We start from the raw sequence: 22,218 nt of genomic DNA on the forward strand, positions 1-22,218 counted from the left end.
ACGCCCTCACACGACCACCCTACCCCAGCCGCAACATCCCCATCTCTTCACGCACCACGCCTCGCTGCGCCAGGCCGGCTATCGCGTGTCCGATGCGTGCTTCCGCATCCGCCAACGTACGCGACATGCCCAGCAGCCGGCACACTGACTTGATCACATCCGATTTTGGCGCGTTGCCGGTCATGGCCAGCACGTGCAGCACGCCGTTCGCCAGTTCCTGGATGCAGACATCGTCCACGCGGCGGCGCGTGGCGTCGTCGTCGCTTGCGCCGCGAAAGCCGGTCCAGGTTTCGGGCGCTACGCCGGCAGGCCAATAGAAGGTGGCCTCGCCTTCATCCGTCTGGCTAACTTCCATCGGGGTCAAGGTCCGCAACCGTTCAACGATCCGGACGCCTGTGCGTTCCAGGCCCCAGGCGCGGGCGACTTTACGGTGCAGCACGGTCTCGGCAATGGGGCCTTCCGTGTCGATGACCAGGCGTAATTGTTCCGCCAATTGCGCGTTGTTGGCGCGGCTGTAGAAGGCGTCTGGGTCACCCACGGCAGCGCTCAGGTCGGCCAGTTGATAGGTCGCGATGCCGCCCGTGGATGCGCTGACTTTCGCGCTGTGCGCCGACGCCCACGCGATATCGCCCTCTTCGGTCGTGATCACAAACTCCACGGCGCCTTCGGGTTCGGTAGCGGCTCTGGCATCGGCTCTGGCATCGGCTCCGGCTCCGATTGCGGCTTCCGCTTGAATAGCAGCTTCGGCGTCAACTTCGCTTTCGACCTCGGCTTCAACTTCGGCTTCGCCTTCAGCCTCTGCGTCCTCCACCTCGGGCTCGTCCTCTACCATGCGTTCCAGCTCCGCATTCAAGCGGGCCAAGATCTTCTCCACCTCTCGTTCAGGGTTGATCCACCAGTCGGTGGACCAAACGCGATGCAAGCGCCAGCCCAGCCCTTCAAGCACCACCTGACGCAAGCGATCGCGATCGCGCGCGGTGGCGCCTGAGTGATACGCGCGGCCGTCGCACTCGATGCCCATCAGATAGCGCCCCGGCGCGCGCGGGTCCACCACGCCCATGTCGATGCGGTAGCCGGAGCAGCCCACTTGCGGGTGCACCACCCAGCCATGATTGCGCAGCACCTTGATGACCTGGGTTTCAAACGGGCTGTCCGGCTCGCGGCCGGTCGGCAGCGACTGCTCGACCAAGGCGCGCGGCCCTTTCAGCGCAAACTCCAGGTAGTGCTTCAAGTCGCGCACACCCCGGGCGCGCACGCGCGACAGGTCGATCTGTTCCGGCATCAACGTGCTGTAGATCACCACGCCTTCGCGCGCGCGGGAGATCGCCACGTTCAGGCGGCGGTGTCCGCCTTCGCCGTTCAGCGGCCCGAAGTTCATCGTCATCTTTCCGGCGGCGTCCGGCCCGAACGTGATCGAGAAATAGATCACGTCACGCTCGTCGCCCTGCACGTTCTCCAGGTTCTTGATGAACAGCGGTTCACGGGATTGCGCCGAGATCGCCTTGTCGAGCTCCGCATTGGCGCGGCGGCGGGCGTCCAGCAGGGTTTCGATCAGGGATTGCTGCGGCTGGTTGAACGTCACCACGCCCAAGGTCTGGCGGCGGCGGGACTTGTCCAGATAGTGCTGTTCGATGCCTTGCACGATGGCTTCGGCTTCGCGGCGGTTGGTGCGGCTGCCACCCCGGTCGTAGATACCCGCGACTTTCTCCAGGCGCACGGCCACGTCGTCCGTGACGGGCGACGGGAAGGTGATCAGCTGCGAATCGTAATAGGTGACGTTGCTGAACGTGATCAGGCTTTCGTGCTTGCTGCGGTAATGCCACTGCAAACGCAGGCGGTTCATGTCGGCGCCCAGGCATTCATCCAGAATGCTCTCCAGGTCTTCCACCTGGCCATCATCCCCCGCGCCATCGTCTTCCGGCGTGGACTTGCTGAAGAAGCTCGTGGGCGGCAACTGCTTGGTATCGCCCACCACCACCACTTGCTGGCCGCGCGCAATGGCGCCCACCGAATCCCACACCGGAATCTGCGAGGCTTCGTCGAACACCACGACATCAAACTGCGAATGGCCGGCGTCCAGATACTGCGCCACCGACAAGGGCGACATCAGCAGGCAAGGCTTGAGCCTGGGCAGCAGCGACGGCAAGCGCTGCATCAGTTGGCGCACGGGAACGTGGCGCGCCTTCTTTTGCAGTTCGCGGCGCAGCAGGCCAAGCTCGCTATCTGGGCTGACCAGCACGCCGTTGCCATCGGGCACCTTGCCGGCCAACACGGCGGCAATGTAGGCGGACGTCAGCTTCTGGAAGCGGTCGTCGGCATCGCGGAATTCGCGGATCTTGCGCTCGTGGTCCGCACTGGAAAACGCGCGCAACACGGGGGTATGGTCGATGACCTTCTTCACCCACCAGTTGCGGTAGCTGAATTCAAAATGCGCTTCGATCTGCTCCAACGGAACGCGGCCCTGCTCAAGAGAAGCGACCAGGCCTTGCAGTTGCGACGCAATGGCCTGCTCACGCGCCTGACGCCATACGCACCACGGCATCAAGAACTGCTTGTTATGACGCCAGCCCGCCAGCACGCCCTGAATGCGTTCCAGCGCGCCGTTGGCATCCGATGCGCCCGCCAGCGCTTCGGTAGGTTTTGCCAACGCATCGACTTCCGCCAACCGGTCTTGTACGGCGCGCCACGCATCCCGGTACGCTAACAACGACTTGCCCAGCGGCGAACCCGGTTGCAGATAGGCGCGGTTCTCACCCACCAGCGCTTGCAAGCGCGTGCGCAAGTCGGCAGCGGAAATGGGGTCGCCCGCCACCTGCGTGACCGCGTCGGCAAAGCGCGCTGCCCATTGCTCATGGCGCTGGACTTGCTCCCAATCCGTGGACAGACCCGTATAGCTGTCTTGCAGCAGGCGCTGCGCATCCGCCTTCAAGACCGCCAGTGCGCGGTCTTCGGTGTTCACCAGCGCCAAGGGCGCCAGCATGGCCGTAATCGCGGCCTCGTCCGGCCGCTGGCCGTCCGTGCGATACCTCGCCAGCCGCTTGCGGATGCCGCCCTTGGCGAAGACGGACTTCGGCCACCATGCCGAACATGCGGACAGCCATTCGGCCTTCAGCGTATTGGCATCAAGCTCGGCCAATTGCCCGTTCCATTGCGCGCCCACCTGCGCCCAATGCGCGTTGCGCGCCAGGCCGTGACGAGCCAGCGCCTGAACTTGAAAGCGGGCGGCGGGGTCATGCGCTTGCGTGGCCAGGCCCGCAGGCACGTGGGGCGCCGCGAGCAGCATGTCGAACAACTGATCCAGATGCGCATAGGCATCCAGGCTCAAGCCCTGCGCCGGCACGCCTACGCCCTCGCCCGCCGCCACCGCCTGCGCCTGGAAGCCTGCCACCGCTTGCTCCAGCGCCTGCGCCTCGGCCAACAACGCGTCTTGCCAACTGGGGCTCCATTCCGCCATGCCGATATGCGCCAGCGGATGGCCATGCAACACGCCAAGTTCCTTGGACAAGGTCGACATGCGGCGCGCGGTCTCGCGCAGTTGCGCAAGGTCTTTGACTTGATGCGCCTGCGCGTCGGCCCAGAACATCGGCGACGGCTCCTTGCCCGCGTTCTGGATGCAAGTGCCGATGGCGTCATACACCGTCAGGCCGTTGGCATGCGTGTGATGCAGCGCATCGACCAAGCCGTTCAAGTCCTGGCGCAGCACGGTCAGGCGCTCGGCCTCACGCGCCCAGTCATCGCTTGTGCGCTGGCCGCTGTGGTCCAGCGCCTTTCCAAGCTGTTGCAGCACCTCGGATTTACGCGCCTTGGACGAATGCAATTCCAGGCAGAACGGGCCCAGGCCGATGTTGGCCAAACGGCGATGCACCACTTCCAGCGCGGCCATTTTTTCCGAGACGAACAACACCGTCTTGCCGCGCGCCAGCAGATGCGCGATCAGGTTCGTGATGGTTTGGCTCTTGCCCGTACCCGGCGGCCCCTCCAGCACCAGATCGCGGCCCGCGTCCACCGCGCAGATCGCCTTCAACTGCGACGAATCGGACAGCAGCGGCGTCAGCAGGTCTTCGGGCTTGTAGCTCTCGTCCAGGCGATCAAAGCGCTGATCAAAAGGTTCTTTTGCAAACGCCTGCCCCGGGTGATCGATCAAATGCCTGACGACGCGGTTGGCTTTCAACTGCTCGGTGCGGTCTTGCAGGTCTTTCCACATCAGGTACTTGGTGAACGAGAAGATCCCCAGATGCACCTGTTCCAGCACCTCCCAGCCCGCGATTTCCCGCACGGCCAGCCGGAACGCCTGCAGCACGCGCGCCACGTCCACGCCCTTGTCATCGGCGGGCAGGACGTCCAGACCCGGAATGCGCAGCTCGTAGTTGTTGCGCAGCATCTGCAGCAACGTGGGGTTGATGATGGTCTCGTCGTCGTGGCGCACCAGCCGGAAACCGCTGCGCACCGACTGCCGTTGCAACGACACCGGCACCAGGATCAGCGGCGCCAGATGCGCGCTTTCCGCGCCGGGGCTTTCGGTCCAGCGCAGCATGCCCATCGCCAGGTACAGCGTGTTGGCGCCGCCCTCCTCCTGCCCGGTACGCGCCGCGCCAAAGATGGTCAGCAGGTTGGCGTCCAGCGCTTCCTGCGTGACGCGCGCGATCAGTTCCTTGTTGCCCAACGCGTCCAGCGCCATGTCGTCCAGCGGCGCGCGGCCGCCCCGGCCCACATGCACTTCGGCCACGCGCGGATCGCTGCCGTCCATCAACGCGGCGGGCAACGGGCGTATGCGGAATTCGCTGCCATCGACAATGGCGTCTTCCAGTCGGGCCAGGTCCGGCACGACGAGCGGCAAGGTGGACTTGGTCAGCTTGAAGTTCAGTAGACGATTGCGCAGCGTCAGGTCGAGCAAGCGCGATTTCCACTTGGCCAGCCGGCCTTCCGGTGTGTCGTCGGCGGGCTCCAGGCTGATCACGAATTCCGGGTCCAGCGGCGGCAGGTCGGGCGTGGGTTCGATGGCGGCGGGGATTTCTGCGTCATCGGCATCCGTCGGCGCAACCGACACCCCACGCGACGGCAAGGGCTTGATCTGCAATTCACGCGCGCGATGCACGTCGATGGCGTAGCGAAAGGTGTTCTCTTCGCGCAAATGCGCCGCGCCCTGCTCCAACGCGCGCCGCAACGACGGCCGAAAGTTGGGATGTTGCGCGATGCCGGTCGTTTCAAAGACCAGGAACTCGCCGCTGTCCACGCGCTTTCTTACGGCCTGCACGTCATCCGTCAACGGGTCGGCAAAGCAGGCCTGATGCAGCCACACTCCCACCCAGGCGTGCCCGTCCTTCATCAGGATGACCGGGCGCAAGCCGGCTTGCTCCAGGCAGGACGAGAACAGCATCGCCAGGTCCAGACACGTTGCGACCCGAGCGTCCATGATGCGATCCGGCGTGCGAATTTTCTGACCATCCACGCCAAACGAGGCGGGCGGCTCTGCGTAATGCAACGACTCGGCGGCCAGCGTGCTGTAGATGGCGGACACTTGCTTCCACACCACGTCGCGGCTTTTGGACTGGTAGCCGTTCATCTGCAGATCGGCATGCTGCGCGCGCAGCAGCTTGGACGCCTTGCCAATCAGCCCATCCACGGCCGGATTATTCGGCATGGAAAACGCGGCCAGCAATTCCGGCAAGGCGCGCGTGCCGGCCCATTGGTCATAGGCCAACACGGTGATCGTTTGCGAAGCCCGACCGATTTCCTGCGTGTCTGACTGCACCACGACATCGATGCTGGCGCGCACGGCTTCTTGCAGGTCAGCCACGTAGCTGTGGTCAGGCGTCAGGTCCAGCGGGGAAATCCGGCGGATTTCTCCGGGCACCAGCACGTCAAAGCGCAACGTCACCGGTTGGGCAAAAGCGGGGTTGCAGCGGAGGCGGACTTCAATGTTCTCGAAGGTGTGCGACGAACGATTCGTCACGCGCAACGTCCGAACGATGGGAACCGCGTTCTGAATCGAGGCGTAGCCCAGGGTGGGATCGGCTTCGATATCGATGGTGATGGCGTCGAGCGTGTTCGGCCCCGTGGCGACCACCACGTCGGCCTGCACCGCGCCGGTCTGCGCCGCGCCCTCCTGGATCACCGCCGGTTCCAGGTCTTGTCGCTTATCCATCGATATCTCTCGGTTCGGTTCCGCGCGGGCCTATGCCGGCAGCGAAAATCTGCAATGCCGGATTTTAAGACGCGATGACGCCGCCGCCCGCTGGAAATAGAAAGTTTTGCGTATCGGCGTGAATATCGACGGCATGCGCCTGCACGCCCCCCGCCGCCGGGTTATTGCCCTGGCGGATACGCCGGGTCCGTCAGGCAGGCCTGCACCCATTCGGCATCGTCCGACGCGTCAATCTCACCATCCAGCTTCGGCAGCGGTTTGTCGGCATACACATACTTCGGCGCCTCGGGCTGCCGGTTCCAATTCGCCTTCGTATCGCCGACGGTGGCGCAGGCCTCGTCGGCACTACTGAACGAGCAGGACGCGATCACACGCGGCTTGCCGTCAACCACGTTGGCGACGTAGCGCTTGGTGTAGACCGCCCCCGACGCCCAGGATTCGTCCTCCGAGCACACGCGATCGTTGTTCTGGTAGTGGCGAATCGCGAAGCAGGCGTAGTCGACGTAATCATGCGGCAGCACGTCGCAAGACGTCCAATAGCCCGCGAACGCGCCGCCCGTGAATTGGGACTGGAACTGCTGCTGCTGAAGCGCCCGGCGAATCATGGTGGGGGTGGCGGAGCCTTTGCCGGCTTCCTTGAACTGGGCGCTGCGGTTCTCGATCAGCTCGCGCGCAATCTCGCCCGCGGTCTTGTCATCCGGCACGGCGTCCGGGTCCGTGAGCAGGCGGTCCAGCGCGCGGTCACGCGCTTCAAGCCAGCGCTTTTGGCTGGCGACCAGCATCTCGCGGATGTTGTCGTCCGGCGCCTGCTTCAAGATCGCCTGGTAAGCGCGGTTGAGTCCGGCATCGGCCGCCACCGTCGCCTTGTCGGCGCAGATCAGCTTTTCGACGGCGGTGCCAGCCTTGGCGCAATTGATCGCCATCGCCGGCGCGGACAGCGCGAACACGCCGGCCAGGAACAGGCCCTTTACTGCGAAACCCGCGAAACCTGCGGAATATGGGGAACGTGCGGAGCGTGCCAATGTCATTGTGTTCTTCTCTCTTGCAAGGGCTGCCGGTTTGGCTTTGCGGCTAGTGACGCAAGCGCAGCGCGCCATTCTGCATGAAAACCACTTACAAAATAGAAACAGAGTTCAACGCTCTGAAACGCGTACCCGGGCTATCCTGCGCCGGCTTCCCCTACCGCTTTCTATACCAAGACCGCTCCCTACCCATGCGCATCCGACTCGCCTCGCTACTGTTGTCCCCCCTGTTGGCCTGCGGGCTGCACGTGCCCTCAGCATGGGCGGACACCACCGTGCCCTCGCTGGACAAGGCCCGCGGCGCCATCCAGACGGAAGACGCCCGCAGAATGTACGACAGCCAGATGAGCGGCGCGCCGCAACCCGACAGGCTTGGCGTAGCCCTGCCCGACGGCTTCACGCGCGACTTCCTGGTGCAGCAACTGGCCCCTGGGCTAGACCCCAAACGGCTGCTGGTCGCAGGTGTCAAGCCGTGGGGGCAGCGCCCAGGAACGTTTGTCGCGATGGTGTGCCTGGCGTCGACGCCCGAACGCGCGGCGCGACTGATCAAATTCGGCGGCGGCGAATGCGCCGACCTGTCCAGCGACGATGACAAGAACGGCGCCTGGTTCGGCGTGTTCGGCACGACGCCGGGCAAGGCCCCCACGCTGCTGGCCCGCACTGACGGCCCCGTCAAGACGCCCACTGACTGGCGCAATACCAACATCGACCTGCCCCAGGACCTGGCAACGGAAGACGCCAACGCCCCGCTGCTATCGATGCCCACCGAATGGAAGCACTTCGACCTGGCCGCGTACAAGATCGCCCCCGGCGCCGTGGCCTTCGGTGTGCGCGCCGGGTGGAGCGAAGGCTACTCCGGCGGCGGCGCCAACTTCGAGGCCCTGTACCTGTTCCACATCGACGGCCCCACGCTGCGCGTGGTGTTCGCGCAGCCCATGTCGTTCTTCAAATCCATCGCCGGCGACTGGCACCCCGACGGCACACGCGACCACGACATGTCCGACGCCAGCAACATCCTGGTGGTGCTGCCAGAGAAAACAGACGGGTACTTTGACCTGCAACTGCGCCAGCAAGGCGGCAAGTGGCGCAAGACGTTGAAGTGGTCGGCGGTGGAGCGCGGGTATCGGTGATGGGCACGGCGTTCCACCAATTTGACGGCGTAGGATGGGTGAAGCGCGAAAGACTCATGGCAAAAATTCAAACGCCTCAACGCGCGCAACCCATCAATCAGACGTTGCGTTGTGGCTGAAGGCTAAAAGAACCGCGGCGCTGCATGATGGGTTCCGCGCGTTGATGCAGCGGCGTTCTTGTCGCTGGTCTCTCGCGCTTCACCCATCCTACGAATTAGAGGGGATGGCGTCCCGCGCACAGGCATGGACGAGAAGAACCCCTCAATGTATCGTCCGCGCCCCTTTGCGCGCCCGCTTGATCTCATACATGCGTGCATCCGCCAAACGGACCGCGGCTTCGGCGTCCAGGCCGCGCGGGTCGACGGCCACCACGCCGACGCTGGCGCCTTCATACGGCACCACCGCATCGCCCAGTTGATAGCGGCCGATGGTGGCGGCCGTGGCGCGTTCTTCCAGCGCGCGGGCGGCGTCTTCGGCTTCGCCTCGTTGCGCCTCGCCGCCCGGGCCGATATTGCCGCGTTCGATGGCGGGGCCGGGGCCGATCAGCACGAACTCGTCGCCGCCCATGCGGCCCAGCATGTCGGACGTGCGCAAGGTGCTGGCTAGCCGCCGGGAAATCTCTTGCAGGAACACATCGCCCTGTTGGTGGCCGTAGGTATCGTTGATGCCCTTGAAGCCGTCCAGGTCGATCACACCGACCAGCACGCTGCCGCCTTCGCGCAGCGCCCGCTTTTCCAGCCGTTCCAGCTCTTCGTACAAAGCGCGGCGATTGGGCAGGCCGGTCAAGGGATCAGTCAGCGCATAGGACAGCAACTGGACATTCGCGGCCTGCAGTTGCTCCATCAGGATTTCGCGTTCCAGGAAATTGGCGATGACGTTGGAGAACAGTTTCAACACGGCCTCGGCCTGCGACGGGATCTGATGTTGTTGCGCGCTGGCCGCGCACAGCGTGCCAAGCAGCGTGCCTTCATCCGTGCGTACCGGCGCGCTCACGTAGGTCTGAATGCCCAACTGGCGCGCGGCTTCGGAATCCGACCAGCAGGCGGCGACGTCGCTTGTGCACATGCGCCCTTCTTCCAGCGCCCGCTTGCACAGCGTGTCCGACCACGGCACCGACAAGCCTTCGGGTATCTGCATGCTGCCCACATTGCGGGCAAAGCGCACGTGTTGCAGATCGGCTTTCAGGTCGATGGCGGTCAGGTAGGTGGATTCCAGCCCCGTCACGCTGCCCAACATGTCCAGCAGCGGGCGGGTCAATTGCTCAACCGTCTTGGCTTGAGGCAATGAATTCGACAGTCCGGCAAGTATCGGATCCATATTGCGTCTCCTCGAAGCGCGCGACGCCTGCCGCGCAGTATGGCGAACCCGGCGCATACGGACCGTCCGGGTCAAGCAAACATTATGCACGCGAGGTCAGGCTGACTCGCCCGGACGGCGCATCATGCAAAAACCCGCACTCCCCAAGTTGGGGAAGTGCGGGTTTTCGTTAGTGGAGCACTCAGGCGGCTAGCACCGCCCGATTCAGGCTGATCAGCCTGCCACGCGGAAACGCTCGGCGTCGTCCATGAAGGGCTTGTCGCCAAAGCCGTTTTCGTTCGAGCCGAAAGGCATTTGCGCGCGCAGCTTCCACGACGCGGGCACGTTCCACTCACGCGCCACCACGCCGTCGATCAGCGGGTTGTAGTGTTGCAGGCTGGCGCCGACGTCGGCGTTGGCCAGGGCCGACCAGACCGACAGTTGGGCCATGCCGCCCGCCTGTTCCGACCACACCGGGAAGTTGTCGGCGTACAGGGCAAACTTCTCTTGCAGGCTGCGCACGACGTCCTGGTCTTCGAAGAACAGCACGGTGCCGACGCCGGCGGCAAAGCTCTTGAGCTTGGCTTCGGTCTTGTCGAACCCTTCAGCCGGCGCCACCTTGCGCACTTCTTCAATGGTCAGGTCCCAGAGCTTCACGCTTTCGGCGCCAAACAGAATGACAGCGCGCGAGCTTTGCGAATTGAACGACGACGGGGTGTGCTTGATCGCGTCTTGGATCAGGGTCGTCAGGGCTTCCTTGGAGGCCGACACGTTGCGGCCCAGCGAATACTGCGTACGGCGCTTTTTCAGTGCGTCGAGATAAGCGTTGCTCATGTGACTTTGACCTTTCGACTGGTAGATAGGGGGTGATATGGGAAGGAATTCTAACGGCAGGACCGTGACGGCTGCACTAGCGCCGGGATCAAAACGGCCGATTTTGGACGGAACAAACTGTTCTATTGATGGAACCAATGACGCGAATGGTGCCGCCTACAGCGCAATATCCGTCTGCCCCGCCTGCACCATTTCCAGCATCCAATCCCGCAACGCACAGACCCGTGGATCCGCATCGCTGCCTGCCGGGTACACCAAGTGGTAGGCATACTCGGGCGCGACCCGCACGCCGACGTATCACCTCGTAGGATGGGTGGAGCGCGGGAGACTGCTCCTAAGAACACTACGCTGACCGCGCGCAACCCATCGGGCAGCGCTTGCATGGTGGCTAAGCTTTTCAAAAATTCGGCGTTGCTTGATGGGTTTCGCGCGTTGGGCAGCCGTGTTCTTGCCCCAGAGCTTCGCGCGCTTCACCCATCCTACGAGTTGCGCTGTGTCATTTGTAAGGCGACGCGCGGGCGACTGAAGTTATTCCGCCATCTTGGCCCCCCCCCGCCCGATCAATCCGCCCGAAAGCCCGTGGCCTTGACCACGTCGGACCAGCGCTTGGATTCGGCGGACAACAAGGTTTGCAACGTCTTCCGGTCGGAACCGACGACGACGAAGCCGGCTTCGCTCAAGGTGCGCACTGCGGCAGGCTGGCGCAGCGCGGCGGCGCTGTCTTTCTGCAAACGGTTCAACACCGCGTCCGGCGTACCGGCGGGCGCGAACAAGGCGAACCACGCCCCGAAATTGACGTCCGGCAAGCCGCCTTCGGCGAAGGTGGGCACCGTGGCCAAGGCGGGCGAACGTTGCGCGCCGGTAATGGCAAGCGCGCGCATCTTGCCGCCCTGCACCTGCGGCACGGCCAACGCGGTGGTGACGAACGCCGCCTGCACCGCGCCCGACACCAGGCCCGACACGGCATCACCCGTTGAGCGGTAATGAATGGCTTCGATCTTCATGCCCGCTTCGCGCGCAAAAAGCTCCGCGCCGAAGTGGCCCGGCGTGCCCGCGCCGAAGGTGGCGAAGTTGATTCGGTCCGACGCCTTCTTGCCACCCGCAACGAACGCAGCCAGGTCCTTGTACGGAGAGTCGGCCGGCACCACCAGCACGAAGTCGGCGCGCACCACTTCGGAGATGGGCGCGAAATCGCGCGGCGGGTCGTAGTTCAGGTTGCGGTAGGTGGCGGGCGAAATGCTGATGGAGCCCACCTCGCCCAGCAAGATCGTTTGGCCATCGGCGGGGCTGCGCGCCACGGTCTGCGCGGCGATCTGCCCGCCCGCGCCCACCTTGTTTTCCACCACCACGCTTTCGCCCAGCAAGGGGCCCATGTGTTGCGACAGCGTACGGGCCACGATGTCGGGTCCGGTACCTGGCGGAAAGCCCACGTTCAGGCGCACGGGGCCATTGGGAAATTGCGCCATCGCGGCGATGGGCAGGCACAGCACGAAACCGCCCAACAGGCGGCGCAGCATTGAGGTCATGGTTGTCTCCGAGTCGTTTTTATATTCATGCCACGGCGGATGCCGAGGGTTCAGCAAATGCGGTAGAAGCGCAGCTCAACCCGGTCGGGATAGCGCGCGCCTGTGCCGATGAAAAGGCTTTCGTTCATCCAGCCCAACGCCGGCGATGCGGTTTCAAAGCGCGGGTAACTGCGGAAATAAATGCGTGCGGGGTCCACGGGCTCACCGCGCACCAAGCGGGCAATGTCGTCCGCGTGGCCCGTGCGTATGCCGGTGTTTTCAACATAGATGCGTTCGCCGTCGGCGGTTTCGATGACATAGCGCGCATGGATGTCGGTGTACGTGGCCGAACGGATGATCTGAAAATCTGCCCCGCCCGGCAGCACTTTGCCGCGCAAGCGCGGGCCATCCACCGTGCCGCCCGTGATCGGGATGACGCGGCGACGGCCCTGCGGGGTGTCGCCCACTTCTTGCGGCGGGCCGACCTCGACGATGACCGTCGTCACATGTTCCAGTCGCGGCGCCAGGGCGTCGGCCGATGCCTCGGGATGGCTCATGGTGTTGTCTCCCGGCTCTTCTTCAAGGCGGCGGGGTCAAACCCCGCCAGTTGTTTGTAGCGCAGCGATACCGCCGCCAGCTCTTCTTGCGTGATCACGTCGTTAATATCCGTAAAGCCTTGCGGCGCGCGCTCTTCGGCCATCTGCATGACCTGCTCGGGGCCATTCAAGCGGTTGCGCAATACGATGCCGGCCGTGCGCGGCAGGCGTTCGGCCTCATATTCCAGCAACGCGATATCAAGCGTGCGTACGCTGCCGCCGGCCGCTTGCGCCAACCAGTCCGACAAGCAACGCGCGTCCAGGATGGCCTGGGCCGAACCATTCGAACCGATGGGGTACATGGGGTGCGCGGCGTCACCCAGAAGCGTAACGCGGCCCCGCGTCCAACGCGGCAGGGGGTCACGGTCCACCAGCGGAAATTCGTAGATGGCTTCTGCGCCGTCGATGATTGCGGGAATGTCGATCCAGTCCCAGCGCCAATCGGAAAAGCGGTCCGCGAAGACGGATTTGTCGACCTGGCGGTTCCAGTCGGTGGCGGGCAGTTCGGCGTCCGGCACCGAGAGTTCCGCGATCCAGTTGATCAGCGAACGCCCTTGGCGGCGCAAGGGTTCCGAAATGGGATAGCAGACGAACTTCTGGTCTTGGTGCCCCGCCATGAACATGCTGCGGCCGTCCAGGTACGGCGGGGCCTCGGTCACCGCGCGCCATAACATGCGCCCGGAAAAGCGCGGTTCGTCGCCCACGGGATGCAATTGGCGGCGCAGCGCGGAATGAATGCCATCCGCCCCCACCAGGATGTCACCGCGCACGCGATGCGTGGTCCCGTCCGCTCGCCGCCGGAATACAGCGGTGGCGCCGCTTGCGTCCTGCTCGGCGGATTCCAGCACCATGCCCGTGACGATGGCGCCCTGGCCCAGGCGTTCGCGCACGGCTTGCGCCAGCATCATCTGGAATTCTCCGCGATGCACGGAAAACTGCGGCAAGGGATAGCCCGCGTGCAGCCCGCGCGGCTCGCGCCAGATCGGCTGGCCAAGCTTGTTGTAGTAGTGCAGTTGTGACGTTTCGATAGCGCGCTCGGCCAGGCCGGGCATCAGCCCTAGCTGTTCCAGTTCACTGACGGCGTGCGGCAGCAGGTTGATTCCGACGCCCAAGGGCCTGAGTTCCTGCGCGCTTTCATACACGCGGCAATCGATGCCGCGCCGATGCAACATCAGCGCAAGCGTCAGACCGCCGATGCCGGCCCCGGCAATGACGATTTGCATGTCTACTCCTGGTTTTATTTGTTATGCAACATAACAAAAATCCGATACTCTTCGCACCCCGGGGATTTCCCGTAACCCCATGGCGCGGCGGCCCCGACTGCATTAGTGTTGAGGCCCCCGGCATCCAGGCCCCCAACCCCCACCCCGCGCCATGTCCCGAGCCGCATCCCAACGCCCCCGCCGCCCCGCCGCGCGCGGCGAGCAATTTCAGCCCCACGTTCCCGGCATCCAGTACGGCGCGCTGGACGGCCTGGTCGGCTATGCCATCCGGCGCGCGCAGATCGTCATCTACGAAGACTTCCTGGCCGCTCTTGCGCCGTGGGACATCACGCCGCAACGCTTTTCCGCCCTGACGCTGATCGCGGCCAATGCCAACTTGAAGCTCACCGACCTGGCGCGCATCCTGGGCATCGCCCGCTCTGGCGCGGTGCAGATCGTGAACCACTTGCAAGGCTTGGGGTACGTGGAAAAACTGGACGTCGAGCACGACAAGCGTGCGTATTCATTGACGATGACGGCGGCTGGCAGCAAGGTGCTGGCCGACATCACACAGGCCGTCGAGGCACACGACGCCCGGATCAGCCACCAGTTGGACGCGGCGGAAAAGCGGCAATTGATCGGCTTGCTGGGTAAGTTGGGCGGATAGCGCTTCGGGTGATGCGAGTCCGATGGCGGTGATACGATCATCCGACTCATTCTTGCCCTTCAAGGTACCCATGCCCACCGCCATGCCGCACACGGATAGCTTCGTCGCCACCCAGGCAGCGCTCCAGCGCCGCCTGCCCCTTGAAAAGGTCCACAACGCGCGCGACCTTGGCGGGCTGACCGGCATTGATGGGCGGCGCTTGCGCACGGGCAAGCTCTTTCGCAGTGGCAACCCGGGCCGGGCCAGCGCCGCCGATCTGGACCGGCTTGGCGCATTGGGCTTGGAAGCGGTCATCGACTTTCGCGCAGAACCTGAAAAAGCCCAGGACGAAGCGCACTTCGGCAAACGCTTTCACTGGATTGCATCGCCGGTGCTGGACGGCAATATGGCCATGGCCGTGTTGTTGCCGCGCCTGCGCGAGGCCACGCAAGCCTTCAGCACCACGATGATGGTGGAGATTTATCGCGAGTTTCCCTCGCGCTACCAAGCGCCGTTCGGCGGCTTCCTGAAAACGGCCATGACCGGCAAGACGCTGCTGTTCCACTGCACCGCCGGCAAGGACCGCACCGGCTTCGCGTCGCTGCTGCTGTTGTCGGCGCTAGGCGTGAAGCACGACGACATCGTGTCGAACTATCTGGAATCGAATCACTGCAACGCCCAGTTCTTCCAGGACATCCTCGCCAAATCCTCCGAGCGCGGCGTCACGGAAGACGTGATGATGCCGCTGCTGGAAGTGTCGCCCGCCTACCTGGATGCCTCGGTGCAAGCCATCAAGCAGGAATATGGCGGCATGGACCGCTATCTGACGGATGTGTTGAAGATAGACGTGGACGTCTTGCGGGACCACTATCTGGAGCGCTGAGGGGTGCGGCCGATGGCAGGGTCCATCGCCGGATCAATCGCAGGATCAACCGCCGGATCAATCGCCGGAACTGCGGCGCAAGCGGTCGGACGATTCCTCGTTCAGGCGTTTCGCTTCCTCTTCCGCGTAGTCCTCTTCGCCCGGGTCGTAAGACCCTTCGTGCATGCAACTGCTGCGGTACCACTGACACTCGCTACTGCGGGAATCTCCAAGTCCAACTAAAGAACACCCCGAACCCATTGCAAGAAGCGCCACCGCCGCCCCGCAACGGACCAATGATTGAATCGACATTTGCTCGCCTACGTTGAAACTACAACGGTCTTTATACCAGCCGTTTGTCCCCATTTAGAGGCGTGCATTACATCCCCTAACTCAAACATCAGGATCGAAACCATGCTGAAAGACCGCGCTTTCCTGGCCTGGCTCGCCGTGTTTGCCGTGGTTGCGGGCACGCTCGTGGCCTTGCTATGGCCCAAGCATTCCGCAAGCCCGTCCATCGGTGGCGGCGGCTACGATCTTTCGGACTGGGTGTACACGCTGGCGCTTCTATCCTTCACGGGACTATGGTCGCTGATTACGCTGGTCATCGGCATAAGCCGTGGCAACGCGATGGCGGCGAAGCGCGCGTATGGGTTAGCGGCGGTGGGAGGGATAACGTTTGTGGTGGGGGTGCTGGCGTTTGGGGGCAATCTTCATTGAGCCAAACGCTGGGTTAAAAGCCAAAAGCAAAAAGCCAAAAGCAAAAAGCCCGCTGAAACTTTGCGTTTTCAGCGGGCTTGTCCTAAGCGAACATTTTGCGAGGAATTCTTGGTGCCGACGGCGAGACTCGAACTCGCACAGCTTTCGCCACTACCCCCTCAAGATAGCGTGTCTACCAATTTCACCACGTCGGCTTTCACCAGTTTTCTAGGCTTTCCCGTAGGCAAGGCCAGAAAGTCGAGCATTCTAGCACGGAATTTGCTGACGCCGGAAGCCCACCTGCAAGGCAAGGCGATCCGGCCCGCGCGAAAAAAAGCCGGCGTTTGCGCGCCGGCCTTTTTGAGCATGCCTGAACTTACTTGGCGGGAGTTTCCGCCGGCTTTTCCGTCGTGGCGGGAGCCGGTGCGGACGGCACCGAGGCGTCGGGCTTGGCCGGCGCGGCGGGAGCGGCAGGAGCAGCCGGAACCGATGCAGCGCCCGGGACCGAAGCACCACCGGTTGCCGGTGCGGCGGGCGCGGCGCCCGGCACTTGCGGCACGGAACGGTCGGCCGGGAAGTTCTGCATCACGCCCGAATCAACGGCGGGGCCGCTGGTGCCCTTGTGGCTGACGTAGGCCAGGCCGGCGGTGGACGCGAAGAAGACCACGGCGGCCCACTTGGTGGCGCGCGACAGGAAGTTGGCGGCGCCGGTGGCACCGAACAGGCTGCCGGACGAGCCGCTACCGAAAGCGGACCCCATGTCGGCGCCCTTGCCCTGCTGCAGCAGGACCAGAACGATGATAGCCAGCGCCGATATAACTTGGACGGCCAGCAAAAGTTTAAGCATCAAGGGCATTACAGACTCCGGAACGGAAACTTAGATGGCGGCAATACGCAAAAATTCTTCAGCCACTAGCGACGCGCCGCCGACCAGGGCCCCGTCGATATCAGTCATGGCGAACAAACTGGCGGCGTTGGCAGCTTTTACGCTGCCGCCGTACAAAACCTGTACTTGCGCCGCGCCCAGCGCGCGCAAGGCGGCGCGGATGGCGGCATGAACTTCTTGCGCCTGCTCGGGGCTGGCGGTGCGGCCGGTGCCGATGGCCCAGACGGGCTCGTAGGCCAGCACCATGCGCGACACGGCATCGGCGCCCAGTGCCAACACAGGCTTCAACTGGCGTTCGATGACGGCCAACGTGTTGCCGGCTTCGCGGTCGGCCAGCGATTCGCCCACGCAGACCACCGGGGTCAGGCCGGCGGCCAGCGCGGCTTGCGCCTTGGCGGCAACGATTTCGTCGGTTTCACCGTGCAGCACGCGGCGCTCGGAGTGGCCGGCCAATGCCCAGCGGCAACCAAATTCTTTCAGCATGGCGCCGGACACTTCACCCGTGTAGGCGCCCTTTTCGTGCGCGCTGACGTCTTGCGCGCCCCAGGACACGCTGCTTCCGGTCAGGGCCGAGCCGGCTTGCGCCAGGTAGGGAAACGGAACACAGATGCCGATCTCGCAGTGGCTCGCGGCGTCCGCGGCCCGCAGCTCGGTCAGCAACGCGGCGTTCTCGGCCAGGTTGCCGTGCATCTTCCAGTTGCCCAGCACAAGGCGGGCGCGGTTTTCGACTGAAGTCATGGCAAGGTGTCAGAGTGGGTGAGCCCCGGGGGGATGATGCAACCGCGCACGGGACTGCCTGGAAAAAATTCCAGGCGAAACCCGAGATTGTATCCTGTTGCGCGGCGATACGCCGAACGCCGCGCGATTCTTACATCGTCAGGATGATTTTGCCGATGTTTTCACCGCCTTCCATCATGGCGTGGGCCTTGGAGGCCTCGGCCAGCGGGAAGGTGGCGTGCACGATCGGCTTGATGGCCCCTTTTTCCAGCAAGGGCCAGGCTTGCTCGCGCAGCGCGCGGGCGATGGCGCCCTTGAAGGCGACCGGACGGGGACGCAAGGTGGATCCCGTGATGGTCAGGCGACGGCGCATGACCTGGGAAGTGTCCACGTCGGCACGCGAACCGCCCAACTGGGCAATGATGACGATGCGGCCGTCATCGGCCAGGCATTGCATGTCGCGCGCGATGTAGTCGCCGGCCACCATGTCCAGGATGACGTCCACGCCGCGCCCGTCGGTCGCTTCCATGACTTCCTTCACGAAATCCTGGGTCTTGTAGTTGATGCCCTTTTCCGCGCCCAACGCTTCAACGGCGCGGGCCCGGTCGTCGCTGCCGACCGTGGCATAGACCTTGTTGCCCATCGCGCGCGCCAGTTGGATCGCCGTGGTGCCGATGCCGCTTGCGCCGCCGTGCACCAGCAGGATCTCGCCTTCGGACAGGCGACCGCGATCGAACACGTTGCTCCAGACCGTGAAATAGGTTTCGGGCAAACCGGCCGCTTCAATGTCGGACAGTCCTTTGGGGATGGGCAGGCATTGCGCGACGGGAGCAACGCAGTACTCGGCGTAACCGCCGCCCGCAACCAGGGCGCAGACCTTGTCGCCGATGGCAAAGCCGCTGTCAGCCACGTCACCGCCGACGATTTCGCCGGCCACTTCAAGGCCCGGCAGATCGGACACGCCGCGCGGCGGTGCGTAGTTGCCCTTGCGCTGGAACACGTCGGGGCGGTTGATGCCCGCGGCGCTGACTTTGATCAGGACTTCACCCGCGCCGGGCTCGGGCGTGGGACGTTCTACGGGGACCAGAACCTCAGGGCCGCCGGGGCGGGAGATTTCTACAGCATGCATCGCGTGCCTCCTTTGCAGCAAATAGATTATTATTGCGCCCTTTACGGCATCTCGCGTTTTGGTTTTGGCAGAATGTTTGCCTGACGGCCGAATCGCCCAACCGCCGTAACGCCGCAGCCTGACCCGCGGCACAGCAACACCCGGAAGCGTGGCAGAGTGGTCGATTGCACCGGTCTTGAAAACCGGCAACGGGCAACCGTTCGTGAGTTCGAATCTCACCGCTTCCGCCAGACCCTCGATGGCAGCCGACACGCCCCTGGCGGCGCGGCTGCGTCCCTCCATACCCCCCCCGTTACCCCCGCAGACCGGCCCGAAATGTCTTCGGAATGCCTGCTGCCGCCACGCCGCTGCGCAGCGCTTCCTGCGGCAGGGCGTCGGCCAGCAATGCGCGCGCGGACAAGAGACGGGGTAAATCGACGCCCGTGCGGTAGCCCATGCTTTCCAGCATGAACACCAGGTCTTCCGTGACGATGTTGCCGGACGCCCCCGGCGCGAACGGGCAACCGCCCAGCCCGCCCAGGCAGGAGTCGAACGCGCGGATGCCTTCGTCCAGCCCCGCCAGCGCATTGGCCAGCCCCAGCCCCATCGTGTCGTGCAGGTGCAGCTTGGTCAGCCGAGCGCCCACCGCGTCCTGCGTGGCGCGCACGACCTGGCGCACTTGCTCGGGGTGCGCGTAGCCCACCGTGTCGGCCAGCGCGATTTCATCGACGCCCGTGCGCGCCACGGCGGCGGCCACGTCGGCCACCCGGTGAACGGGCACGGGGCCTTCCAGCGAGCAGCCAAACGCCGTGGCCACCGCCGCGTCGATCCGCATGGGACGCGGCTGCGCGCGCACCCAATCCACGATGGACGCCATCATCTCCACCTGCGCATCCGTGCCCTTGCCCACGTTGGCGCGGCTGTGCGTGTCGCTGACCGAAATGGGAAACGCCACGACGTGCGCGCCGGCTTCATAAGCGGCGATGGCGCCTTTCAGGTTGCATGCCAGCGCGCAGACGGTCAGCCCGTCGATTCCTAGCGCCTCGGGCAGCACGCTGCCCGTATCGGCCATCTGCGGCACCAGCCGGGGCGACACGAAGCTGCCCACTTCGATTTCACGCAGGCCCGCCGCCGCCAGTTGGCCGATCCACCGCAATTTGTCGGCGGTGGGCATCATGCCCCGCGCCATCTGCAGCCCATCGCGCGGACCCACTTCGCAAATCCTGACTTCCTGGTTCATATGCTGGTTCAAATTCTGGTTCATATGGCGCTCCGTTGTCGCTGCCGCTGCCGATGCTGCTGCACGATCATTGCTGGACCGCAATGCCCGCGCTCTTGATCGTCTGCTTGGCCTTGCCAATATCCGCCTGGATCAGCGAGGCGAATTGCGCGCTGGAAACGGGATCCGCTTCCAGGCCTTGCGCGGCCAGCGCATCACGCACGTCTTTCTTGGCCAGCAGTTTGTTGAAGTCGGCGTTCAGCCGCTGGACGATGTCCTTGGGCGTCTTGGAGGGCGCCAGCACACCGTAGTAGGTCACCACGCTGAAATCCTTGTAGCCAAGCTCGGCAACCGTGGGCACGTCGGGCAACGCGGCATTGCGCTTGAGCGAGGTCACCGCCAGCGCGCGCACCTTGCCCGATTTGATCAATGCCGCCGCCGACGAGATCGACGATCCCGCAAACTGCAAGTGCCCGCCCATCAGATCCGCCAGCGCCGGCGCCGAGCCCTTGTAGGGTACGTGCTGCATCTTGAAGCCGGCTTCGTGCTGCAGCATTTCCATGGCGATGTGCACGCCGCCTCCGGTTCCCGAGGTGCCGTAGGAAATCTGGTTCGGCGCTTTCTTGGCGGCTTCGATCACTTCGGGCAGCGTCTTGTAGGGCGACGCGTCCGACACCAGCAGCACCATCGGGGTGGTGGCCACCAGCGCCACCGGCGTCAGGTCCTGGACAGGGTCATAGGCCACTTTCATCAGCAGCGGAATCAGCGTGACGTTGTCCGATTGGCCGATCACCAGGTCGTAGCCCTGTGCGGGCGCGCGCGCCGCCTCGGCCAGGCCTAGTGCCGTGCCCGCGCCGGGCTTGTTTTCGGGCACGACCGTCCAGCCGTTCAGTTCGTGCAGCTTGGTGCTCATCAGGCGGCCGATGTAGTCGGTGCCCCCGCCCGGGGTGGACGGGATGATGATGCGGATTGGCTTGCTGGGATAGTCCTGGGCCTGGGCGGTGCAGGCGACAGCCAGTACAGCCAGCGCGGCGAGTTTGCGGATCATGTTGTCTCCTTCTTTGATGGATGTCTTGGCGGTCTGACGCCGCCTCGACAGAGGTTCCGGGCGCTATGGCCCGGTCATGCAATCACTCCCGCGGCGCGCAGGGCGTCGATGCGCGCGGCATCCAGCCCCAGCCCCTGCAAGATGGCGTGCGTGTGGGCGCCTTGGTCGGGCGGGTCCATGCGCTTGCCGGCCTTGCGGCCGTCGAATTCAAGCGGCAGCGCCGCGGCCGAGATCTCGCCGCCGTCGGGCAGCCGCGTCTTCAGCAACGCGCCGCCGGCGTTCAAATGGGCGTCATCCAGCAAGTCGTGGGGCTGGCGAATCGGGCCGTAAGACAGGTTGGCCGCCTCCAGCGCAGCGCACAGGTCGGCCGTGTTCCAGGATTTCAATATCTCGGCCACGCCAGGCACCAGCCAGGAGCGCGCGGCTTCGCGGTCGACCGCCGTGGCCAGGCGCGGGTCGGCGGCCCATTCGGGCGGCAGGAATTTTTGCGCGAAGTTGCGCCATTGCGCGTCGCCCACCACCGCCACGAACACGCGGCCATCGGCGGTTTCGAATACGTCGTACACGCCCCATGGCGGTTTGCGCTCGGCGCCCATGGGCTTGGGCGCGGTGCCGGTCAACTGGAATTGCGCGATGAACTGCGCGACCAGCAACAGGTTGTTTTCGAACAGGCCGGACCGCACGTGGCGGCCGCGCCCCGTGGCGTGGCGATCGTGCAGCGCGGCCAAGGCGCCCACCACGCCAAACGTGCCGCCCAGGATGTCGTTGACCGACGCGGCCACGCGCTGCGGCGTATCGGCGCCGCCGTTGATATAGGCCAGGCCGCCCATCATCTGCACCACTTCATCCAGCGCCGTCCGGTGCTTGTAAGGCCCCGACAAAAAACCCTTGAGCGACACATAGATCAACCTGGGGTTTTCGGCCGACAGCGATTCATAGTCCAGCCCATACTGCGCCAGGCTGCCGTCGCGGAAGTTCTCCACCACCATGTCGGTTTGCAGCGCCAACTGGCGCACCAACTGCTGGCCTTGGGTCGATTTCAGATCAATCGCCAGGCTTTGCTTATTGCGGTTGAACACTGGAAAGTAGCCGCTGCCCGAACCTTTCAGCCGGCGCGTGCGGTCGCCGTCTATCGGTTCCACCTTGATGACGTCGGCGCCCAAGTCGGCCAGCGACAAGCCCGCGGCCGGCCCCATGATCATGTGTGACAGTTCCAGCACCTTGATGCCGCGCAACGGCAGTTCAGCGTTGTCCATGAAGGGTGAAGGCGGTGCTGCGCTCATCGGGATGTCCTTGTTGGCCG

17 protein-coding genes and 2 tRNA genes are annotated in these 22,218 nt (G+C 64.4%); 5 read left to right on the plus strand and 14 right to left on the minus strand.

Annotation, left to right across the window (positions count from 1 at the left end; translation table 11 throughout):
• Nucleotides 1-19 precede the first annotated feature (19 nt).
• A complete protein-coding gene (locus tag M2361_RS23240) occupies nt 20-6,145 on the minus strand; it encodes a DUF3320 domain-containing protein (RefSeq protein ID WP_259251999.1) in 6,126 nt (2,041 codons plus the stop codon).
• Between the two features lie 161 nt (nt 6,146-6,306).
• Nucleotides 6,307-7,173, minus strand: coding sequence for a lysozyme inhibitor LprI family protein (locus M2361_RS23245; protein WP_259252000.1), 867 nt, complete (start codon nt 7,171-7,173; stop codon nt 6,307-6,309).
• Between the two features lie 185 nt (nt 7,174-7,358).
• Here M2361_RS23245 and M2361_RS23250 point away from each other — a divergent pair, with 185 nt between their 5' ends.
• On the plus strand, nt 7,359-8,297 hold the full coding sequence (locus M2361_RS23250; protein WP_259252001.1) for a hypothetical protein: 939 nt from the start codon (nt 7,359-7,361) through the stop codon (nt 8,295-8,297).
• A 261-nt stretch (nt 8,298-8,558) separates the two neighbouring features.
• Here the strand turns inward: M2361_RS23250 and M2361_RS23255 are convergent, their stop codons facing one another.
• The 5 genes from M2361_RS23255 to M2361_RS23275 all read right to left on the minus strand — a co-directional run bounded on the left by M2361_RS23255 (nt 8,559) and on the right by M2361_RS23275 (nt 13,751).
• On the minus strand, nt 8,559-9,614 hold the full coding sequence (locus tag M2361_RS23255; protein WP_259252004.1) for a sensor domain-containing diguanylate cyclase: 1,056 nt from the start codon (nt 9,612-9,614) through the stop codon (nt 8,559-8,561).
• Between the two features lie 213 nt (nt 9,615-9,827).
• Nucleotides 9,828-10,427: a nitroreductase family protein gene (locus M2361_RS23260; RefSeq protein WP_259252008.1), complete on the minus strand. Its 600-nt coding sequence runs from the start codon at nt 10,425-10,427 to the stop codon at nt 9,828-9,830.
• Between the two features lie 560 nt (nt 10,428-10,987).
• Nucleotides 10,988-11,953: a tripartite tricarboxylate transporter substrate binding protein gene (locus tag M2361_RS23265; RefSeq protein ID WP_259252009.1), complete on the minus strand. Its 966-nt coding sequence runs from the start codon at nt 11,951-11,953 to the stop codon at nt 10,988-10,990.
• A 50-nt stretch (nt 11,954-12,003) separates the two neighbouring features.
• The gene (locus tag M2361_RS23270) at nt 12,004-12,489 is read right to left on the minus strand and encodes a DUF3237 domain-containing protein (protein WP_259252011.1); all 486 of its coding nucleotides are present in this window, start codon (nt 12,487-12,489) and stop codon (nt 12,004-12,006) included.
• Nucleotides 12,486-13,751 (minus strand): flavin-dependent oxidoreductase, encoded by a 1,266-nt coding sequence (locus tag M2361_RS23275; RefSeq protein ID WP_259252013.1) that lies wholly within the window; start codon nt 13,749-13,751, stop codon nt 12,486-12,488. The genes M2361_RS23270 and M2361_RS23275 overlap by 4 nt, the downstream gene beginning before the upstream one ends.
• Nucleotides 13,752-13,902: 151 nt before the next feature.
• Here M2361_RS23275 and M2361_RS23280 point away from each other — a divergent pair, with 151 nt between their 5' ends.
• The 3 genes from M2361_RS23280 to M2361_RS23295 all read left to right on the plus strand — a co-directional run bounded on the left by M2361_RS23280 (nt 13,903) and on the right by M2361_RS23295 (nt 15,958).
• A complete protein-coding gene (locus M2361_RS23280; RefSeq protein WP_259252016.1) occupies nt 13,903-14,397 on the plus strand; it encodes a MarR family winged helix-turn-helix transcriptional regulator in 495 nt (164 codons plus the stop codon).
• Between the two features lie 82 nt (nt 14,398-14,479).
• Nucleotides 14,480-15,259 carry a tyrosine-protein phosphatase gene (locus tag M2361_RS23285; RefSeq protein WP_259252654.1) on the plus strand — a complete coding sequence of 260 codons (780 nt, stop codon included), beginning with the start codon at nt 14,480-14,482 and terminating at the stop codon, nt 15,257-15,259.
• Between the two features lie 393 nt (nt 15,260-15,652).
• Nucleotides 15,653-15,958 (plus strand): hypothetical protein, encoded by a 306-nt coding sequence (locus tag M2361_RS23295; RefSeq protein ID WP_259252019.1) that lies wholly within the window; start codon nt 15,653-15,655, stop codon nt 15,956-15,958.
• Nucleotides 15,959-16,067: 109 nt separating this feature from the next.
• On the opposite strand, the gene M2361_RS23300 is transcribed toward M2361_RS23295, so the two are convergent.
• From M2361_RS23300 to M2361_RS23315, 4 genes are all read right to left on the minus strand, one after another.
• Nucleotides 16,068-16,152: transfer RNA gene (locus M2361_RS23300), tRNA-Leu, on the minus strand.
• A gap of 161 nt (nt 16,153-16,313) precedes the next feature.
• Nucleotides 16,314-16,793 carry a preprotein translocase subunit SecG gene (gene secG, locus M2361_RS23305; protein WP_100857442.1) on the minus strand — a complete coding sequence of 160 codons (480 nt, stop codon included), beginning with the start codon at nt 16,791-16,793 and terminating at the stop codon, nt 16,314-16,316.
• A 21-nt stretch (nt 16,794-16,814) separates the two neighbouring features.
• Nucleotides 16,815-17,561 carry a triose-phosphate isomerase gene (gene tpiA / locus M2361_RS23310; protein WP_100857443.1) on the minus strand — a complete coding sequence of 249 codons (747 nt, stop codon included), beginning with the start codon at nt 17,559-17,561 and terminating at the stop codon, nt 16,815-16,817.
• A 130-nt stretch (nt 17,562-17,691) separates the two neighbouring features.
• Complete coding sequence (locus M2361_RS23315) at nt 17,692-18,669, minus strand: NAD(P)H-quinone oxidoreductase (protein WP_259252023.1); 978 nt, start codon at nt 18,667-18,669, stop codon at nt 17,692-17,694.
• Between the two features lie 142 nt (nt 18,670-18,811).
• Here M2361_RS23315 and M2361_RS23320 point away from each other — a divergent pair.
• Nucleotides 18,812-18,899: transfer RNA gene (locus M2361_RS23320), tRNA-Ser, on the plus strand.
• Between the two features lie 62 nt (nt 18,900-18,961).
• On the opposite strand, the gene M2361_RS23325 is transcribed toward M2361_RS23320, so the two are convergent.
• The 3 genes from M2361_RS23325 to M2361_RS23335 form a co-directional block, all read right to left on the minus strand.
• On the minus strand, nt 18,962-19,888 hold the full coding sequence (locus tag M2361_RS23325) for a hydroxymethylglutaryl-CoA lyase (protein ID WP_259252655.1): 927 nt from the start codon (nt 19,886-19,888) through the stop codon (nt 18,962-18,964).
• A gap of 67 nt (nt 19,889-19,955) precedes the next feature.
• Nucleotides 19,956-20,915 carry a tripartite tricarboxylate transporter substrate binding protein gene (locus tag M2361_RS23330; RefSeq protein ID WP_259252024.1) on the minus strand — a complete coding sequence of 320 codons (960 nt, stop codon included), beginning with the start codon at nt 20,913-20,915 and terminating at the stop codon, nt 19,956-19,958.
• Between the two features lie 74 nt (nt 20,916-20,989).
• Nucleotides 20,990-22,198, minus strand: a complete 1,209-nt coding sequence (locus M2361_RS23335; RefSeq protein ID WP_259252029.1) for a CaiB/BaiF CoA-transferase family protein — start codon at nt 22,196-22,198, stop codon at nt 20,990-20,992.
• Nucleotides 22,199-22,218: the final 20 nt, after the last annotated feature.

The sequence above is a fragment of the Achromobacter sp. JUb104 genome, from assembly GCF_024806975.1.
GTDB lineage: Bacteria > Pseudomonadota > Gammaproteobacteria > Burkholderiales > Burkholderiaceae_B > Achromobacter > Achromobacter spanius.